This is a genomic window from Nocardioides sp. (genome assembly GCF_036493135.1).
GTDB lineage: Bacteria > Actinomycetota > Actinomycetes > Propionibacteriales > Nocardioidaceae > Nocardioides.
Genome location: NZ_DASXQG010000059.1, coordinates 1 through 5,625 on the forward strand (window position 1 = coordinate 1; position 5,625 = coordinate 5,625).

The window sequence follows — 5,625 nt, forward strand, 5'->3', positions numbered from 1 at the left end:
CACATTTCAAGATAAGGTTTCCCACCCACAAGATGGGGTAAGGCCACCCGCAGACCACGGGATTGATAGGCCGGAGGTGTACAGCAGCAATGCCCAGCCGACCGGTACTAATAGGCCGAGGGCTTGTCACCCACACCCACCACAAAACCACGAACCAAAACCAGCAACACACGTGGAACCACACCGTGCGAACACCGTGCGAAACACACAAGACACCAAGAACAACCGCGTCCACTATCCAGAATCTGAACCAACAACCCACCCCCAACACCCGGAAACACCACGGGCACACAGGGGCAACAGGGTCTACCCAAACAAATAAAGGTTCACAACGTTACGGCGGCCATAGCGGCAGGGAAACACCCGGACCCATCCCGAACCCGGAAGTTAAGCCAGCCAGCGCCAATGGTACTGCACCCGACAGGATGTGGGAGAGTAGGACGCCGCCGAACAATCTTGTCCGATGGGGGCCATCTGCGGATGGCCCCCATCGCTATCGTTGGACCGGTTTCTTATCGGTCCCGCAGTTTTTCAAGGAGTGAGTTACGTGGCAGACGGCCGTCGACGTACGCCGGACGGTGCCAACCGCGCAAAGTCGCAGGGTGGACGAAGCTCGTCCACCCGTGGCGGCCGGGGCAATGCCGGTGGCCGTGGGCCGCGCAAGGACTGGTCGCGTCCCGCCGACAAGCAGGGAGTGCCGCGTACCGAGGAGCAGGCGCGGTACGACGGTCCGCCGATCCCCGAGGAGATCACCGGTCGTGAGCTCGACCGCAGCGTGAGTGGCCAGCTGAAGGGGCTGCCGGACCGCCTCGCCCTGCGCGTGGCGCGTCACCTGGCGGCCGCCGGCGTCCTGATCGACAGCGACCCCGAGACGGCATACCAGCACACGCTGGCCGCGCGCGCCCGCGCGTCCCGGCTGGCGGTGGTGCGCGAGGCGACCGGCGAGGCGGCGTACGCGTCGGGTCACTACAGCGAGGCACTCGCCGAGCTGCGCGCTGCCAAGCGGATGAACGGCGCGACCGACTACCTCCCGATCATGGCCGACTGCCACCGTGCGCTGGGCCAGCCGGAGCAGGCGCTCAAGCTGGCGAAGAGCCCTGCCGTCGCGAACTTCAGCACGGCCGCCAAGGCGGAGATGACCCTGGTCGAGTCCGGGGCACGCCGCGACCTCGGCCAGCTGGACGCCGCCCTCCGCACGCTCGAGCTCGCGCCCCTGCAGTCCAAGAGCCGCGAGTCCTGGGTCGTGCGCCTGCGGTACGCGTACGCCGATACCCTCGAGGCTGCCGGCCGCGACACCGATGCGCTGACCTGGTTCCATCGCACCCACGCGGTCGACAGCCAGGAGTCGACCGACGCCGCCGAACGTGCGGAGGCCCTCGAGAAGCGACTCGACTGACCGAGGCTGCGTTGCTGGCGTTTCGCCGCCCCATCGGTCACAATGTCTCCATAACTACACATCTGTCACTCGTGTGAGCCCTCATCGGCCGCTGAGCCCGCTGGGGAAGGCGTTGCTCCGATGCCGCTGATGAAGGAGAACCACGGTGACCGCACACATGGCCAGCCGCCCTGCACCGACCACGCGGGGCGTCTTGTACGTGCATTCCGCGCCCTCGGCGCTCTGCCCGCATCTCGAGTGGGCGGTCGGGGGCGTGCTGGGCGCCGCCGTCAACCTCGAGTGGTCTCCACAGCCAGCCCAGGCGGGCAGCTACCGGGCCGAGCTGTCGTTCGCCGGCGAGCCCGGCACGGCGGCCGGCATCGCGTCGGCGCTGCGCGGCTGGAACCACCTGCGCTTCGAGGTCACCGAGGACCCGACCACGCTGTCGGAGGGCGCGCGCTACTCCTACACCCCGGACCTCGGCGTCTTCCACGCCGTGACGGGCCTGCACGGCGACATCATGATCCCCGAGGACCGTCTGAAGGCCGCCGTGGTCAAGGCCGCCGTCGGCGACACCACGTTGCTGCTCGAGGTCGACAAGCTGCTCGGCAAGCCCTGGGACGACGAGCTGGAGACCTTCCGGCACGCGGGTGAGGGCGCACCCGTGCGCTGGCTCCACCACGTCGTCTGACCCGAGGTCCGGTCGCGCTCAGCGGTGAAGCCGGAAGTGCGCCGCCCGGAACCATCGGTGGTGGTCGACGGGCGGGTCCGTCGGCAGCAGGCCAGGGGTGGTCCAGCTGAACCTGGCCTTGATGGTGTACCGCCCCGGCACGACCGTCGAGCGGCAGATCCCGAAGTGGGAGTGGCCGCGCTCGGGGTCGGAGCCGGGCGCGAAGTCGCCCGAGCCACGGGGCTTGCCACGCGGGTCGTAGAGCCAGGTCTCGAGCATCCAGTCGTCGCTGGGCGGCTTCACTACGTAGTGGTAGGGGTAGTGGTGGCAGCCCGGCCGCAGCGCACCGTCCGCGGCACCGACGTGTCCGTACTTTGTGGTACTCGCCCACGCCGGGGACGATCCCTCGAGGGCGACCACGGCCGAGAGCGCGAGAACCGCCCCGAGTCGGCGGCCGCCTGAGCTGTGCATGGCACCCCCTCGTGGGTCGCACGAGGACCAACGACCTTCGAGCGGGCGCGTTACGTCGCGGACGTCGTCAGAGCGGGATGTTGCCGTGCTGCCCGCGGCGTACGCCGTCGGCCTGGACGCAGTCGTCGATCGCGCGGGCGATCGCGCTGCGCGTGCGCGCCGGCTCGACCACCTCGTCCACGACGCCGATCTCCTGCGCCTTGGCGACGCCGCCGGCGAGCCGTTCGTGCTCGGCGGCCAGCTCGGCCTCGACCTGGGGCCGGATCTCCGGCGACACCTCGGCCAGCTTGCGCCGGTGCAGGATGCGGATCGCCGCCACCGGCCCCATCACCGCGACCTCGGCGCCTTCCCAGGCGAACACCCTGGTCGCGCCGAGGGCACGCGAGTTCATCGCGATGTAGGCGCCGCCGTAGGTCTTGCGGGTGATCAGGGTGACCCGTGGTACGACACACTCGCCGAACGCGTGCAGCAGCTTGGCGCCGCGGCGTACGACGCCGTCCCACTCCTGGCCGACACCGGGCAGGTAACCCGGCACGTCGACGAGCACGATCAGGGGTACGCCGAGCGAGTCGCACAGGCGCACGAAGCGCGAGGCCTTCTCAGCCGACAGCGAGTCGAGGCAGCCACCGAGCCGGAGCGGGTTGTTCGCGACCACCCCGACCGTGCGGCCGCCGAAGCGACCGAGGGCGGTCACGATGTTGGGCGCCCACCGCTCGTGGAGCTCCTGCATGGTGCCCTCGTCGAGCAACGTGTCGACCAGCGGGTGCACGTCGTACGCGCGCTTCTTGGACTCCGGGAGCACCTGCGAGAGGTCGCGGTCCACGACCGCGGCGACGTCGAGGTCGCCCTGGTTGCCCAGCAGCGAGGCCACGATCCGCGCCCGCTCGAGGGCCTCGGCCTCGCTCTCGGTGAGGATGTGCACCACGCCTGAACGACGACCGTGCGGCTCGGGGCCGCCCAGCCGCAGCATGTCGACGTCCTCGCCGGTCACCGACCGGACGACGTCCGGTCCGGTGACGAAGATGCGCCCCTCGGGACCGAGGATGACCACGTCGGTCAGCGCCGGGCCGTACGCCGCGCCTCCGGCCGCCGGACCGAGGACGACGGAGATCTGCGGGATCTTGCCCGACGCCTGGGTCATCACCTGGAAGATCCGGCCCACCGCGTGCAGCGAGAGCACACCCTCGGCCAGTCGGGCGCCGCCGGAGTGCCACAGGCCGATGATCGGCACCTGGTCGATCATCGCGCGGTGGTAGGCATCGACCACGACGCGACAGCCGAGGTCGCCCATCGCGCCGCCCATCACGGTGGCGTCGGAGCAGAAGACCACGACGCGCCGGCCGTTCACCCGACCGACCGCGGCGAGCATCCCGGAGTCGTCCCGGGGCGTGATCGTCTCCATCGTCCCGTCGTCGAGGAGAGCCTGGATCCGGTGCAGCGGGAAGCGGGGGTCCTCGGTGCGCGGGGGCTTCGTGACGGTCGCGGTCATCACACGCTCCCGAAGGCCACGGCGACGTTGGCACCGCCGAAGCCGAAGGAGTTGTTCAGCGCCGCGATGTCGCCCGACGGCAGGTCGCGCGCTGACGTCGGGATGTCGAGCTCGACCTGGGGATCCTTGTCGTCGAGGTTGATCGTGGGTGGGCTGACCCGGTGGCGGAGCGCCAGCACCGTGGCGATGCCTTCGAGGGCACCGGCGCCGCCGAGCAGGTGGCCCGTCATCGACTTGGTGCTGGTGACCACGACCTCGTCGGCGTGGTCACCGAGCGTGGCGTGGATCATCAACCCCTCGGCGATGTCTCCCTGGGGCGTGGACGTCGCGTGGGCGTTGATGTGCGCGATGTCGGAGGGTTGGATGCCGGACTCCTGCAGTGCCCGCACGATCGCCCGCGCACCGCCGCGGCCGGCCGGGTCCGGCTGGGCGATGTCGTGGGCGTCCGCGGTGATGCCTGCCCCGAGCACCTCGGCATAGATCGTCGCCCCGCGCGCCTTCGCGTGCTCCTCGGACTCGAGGACGAGCACGCCCGCACCCTCGCCGAGGACGAACCCGTCACGAGCGGTGTCCCAGGGTCGCGAGACCGTCGTCGGGTCGCCGGTGTTCTTCGACAGCGCCATCATGTTCGCGAACGCCGCCATCGGCAGCGGGTGGATGGCCGCCTCCGTGCCACCCGCCAGCACGATGTCGGCCCGACCGAGCCGGATCTGGTCGAGGCCCAGCGCGATCGCCTCGTTGCCCGACGCGCAGGCCGACACCGGCGTGTTGACCGCCGCGCGGGCGCCGACGTACAGGCTGACCTGCGCGGCGGGGGCGTTCGGCATCAACATCGGTACGGCGAGCGGCGAGACGCGACGCGGGCCCTTCTCGAGCAGGATGTCGTAGTTGGCCAGCAACGTCGTCACACCACCGATGCCCGAGGCCATCGCGACGCCGAGACGCTCGTGGTCGATCTCGGCCTCCGCCAAGCCGGAGTCCGCCCAGGCCTCCATCGCCGCCACCATCGCGAACTGCGAGGAACGGTCCAGCCGGCGGGCCTTGACGCGCTCCAGCACCTCCGACGGCTCGACGGCGATCCGTCCGCCGATCTTGACCGGAGCGTCCTGCGTCCAGTCGTCGTCGAGGTGACGGACGCCCGACTGGCCCTTGATCAGGGCCTCCCAGGTGGTGGCCACGTCGCCACCGACCGGGTTGGTGGTCCCGAGTCCGGTGACGACGACTCGCTTGCTAGTCGGCGGGGCAGTCATGTGACTCCTCGTGGGTGAAGGAGGGAGTGGGGGAACGGTGGTGGTCGATCAGCTCTGGTCGATCAGCCCTGGGCGTTCTCGATGAACGACACGGCGTCGCCCACGGTCTTGAGGTTCTTCACCTCGTCGTCGGGGATGGACACGCCGAACTTCTCCTCGGCGGCCACGACGACCTCGACCATGGACAGCGAGTCGACGTCGAGGTCGTCGACGAACGACTTGTCGAGCTGGACGTCCTCGACGGGGATGCCCGCGACCTCGTTGACGATCTCGGCGAGGTCGGCGCGGATCTCTTCGGTGGTGGCCATGTGCGTGGTTTCCTCTTCTCTGTTGTCACCATCGGTGGTGGCGGTTGTGGTCCGCGCCGTGC

General features: G+C 69.7%; 6 protein-coding genes and 2 rRNA genes. 4 read left to right on the top strand and 4 right to left on the bottom strand.

The window, feature by feature from the left end:
• The 4 genes from VGJ24_RS10505 to VGJ24_RS10520 form a co-directional block, all read left to right on the top strand.
• Nucleotides 1–131, top strand: a 23S ribosomal RNA gene (locus VGJ24_RS10505); the annotation flags it as partial.
• A gap of 204 nt (nt 132–335) precedes the next feature.
• Nucleotides 336–452: ribosomal RNA gene (gene rrf, locus VGJ24_RS10510) — 5S ribosomal RNA — on the top strand.
• Between the two features lie 95 nt (nt 453–547).
• A complete protein-coding gene (locus VGJ24_RS10515; RefSeq protein WP_331500527.1) occupies nt 548–1,396 on the top strand; it encodes a tetratricopeptide repeat protein in 849 nt (282 codons plus the stop codon).
• Between the two features lie 157 nt (nt 1,397–1,553).
• A complete protein-coding gene (locus VGJ24_RS10520; protein WP_331500531.1) occupies nt 1,554–2,066 on the top strand; it encodes a DUF3145 domain-containing protein in 513 nt (170 codons plus the stop codon).
• An 18-nt stretch (nt 2,067–2,084) separates the two neighbouring features.
• On the opposite strand, the gene VGJ24_RS10525 is transcribed toward VGJ24_RS10520, so the two are convergent.
• From VGJ24_RS10525 to VGJ24_RS10540, 4 genes are all read right to left on the bottom strand, one after another.
• Nucleotides 2,085–2,516 carry a hypothetical protein gene (locus VGJ24_RS10525; RefSeq protein WP_331500528.1) on the bottom strand — a complete coding sequence of 144 codons (432 nt, stop codon included), beginning with the start codon at nt 2,514–2,516 and terminating at the stop codon, nt 2,085–2,087.
• 67 nt (nt 2,517–2,583) lie between these two features.
• Nucleotides 2,584–4,005 (bottom strand): acyl-CoA carboxylase subunit beta, encoded by a 1,422-nt coding sequence (locus VGJ24_RS10530; protein ID WP_331500529.1) that lies wholly within the window; start codon nt 4,003–4,005, stop codon nt 2,584–2,586.
• Nucleotides 4,005–5,255: a beta-ketoacyl-ACP synthase II gene (fabF, locus tag VGJ24_RS10535; protein WP_331500530.1), complete on the bottom strand. Its 1,251-nt coding sequence runs from the start codon at nt 5,253–5,255 to the stop codon at nt 4,005–4,007. Before fabF ends, VGJ24_RS10530 begins: the two co-directional genes overlap by 1 nt.
• A 62-nt stretch (nt 5,256–5,317) precedes the next feature.
• Entirely contained in the window at nt 5,318–5,563 is a 246-nt protein-coding gene (locus VGJ24_RS10540; RefSeq protein WP_151081886.1) for an acyl carrier protein, read from the bottom strand.
• Nucleotides 5,564–5,625: the final 62 nt, after the last annotated feature.

Coding starts and splice junctions, on each gene's coding strand:
- VGJ24_RS10520 (WP_331500531.1), top strand. CDS start 1,554: ATGGCCAGCCGCCCTGCACCGACCACGCGGGGCGTCTTGTACGTGCAT.
- VGJ24_RS10525 (WP_331500528.1), bottom strand. CDS start 2,516: ATGCACAGCTCAGGCGGCCGCCGACTCGGGGCGGTTCTCGCGCTCTCG.
- VGJ24_RS10530 (WP_331500529.1), bottom strand. CDS start 4,005: ATGACCGCGACCGTCACGAAGCCCCCGCGCACCGAGGACCCCCGCTTC.
- fabF (WP_331500530.1), bottom strand. CDS start 5,255: ATGACTGCCCCGCCGACTAGCAAGCGAGTCGTCGTCACCGGACTCGGG.
- VGJ24_RS10540 (WP_151081886.1), bottom strand. CDS start 5,563: ATGGCCACCACCGAAGAGATCCGCGCCGACCTCGCCGAGATCGTCAAC.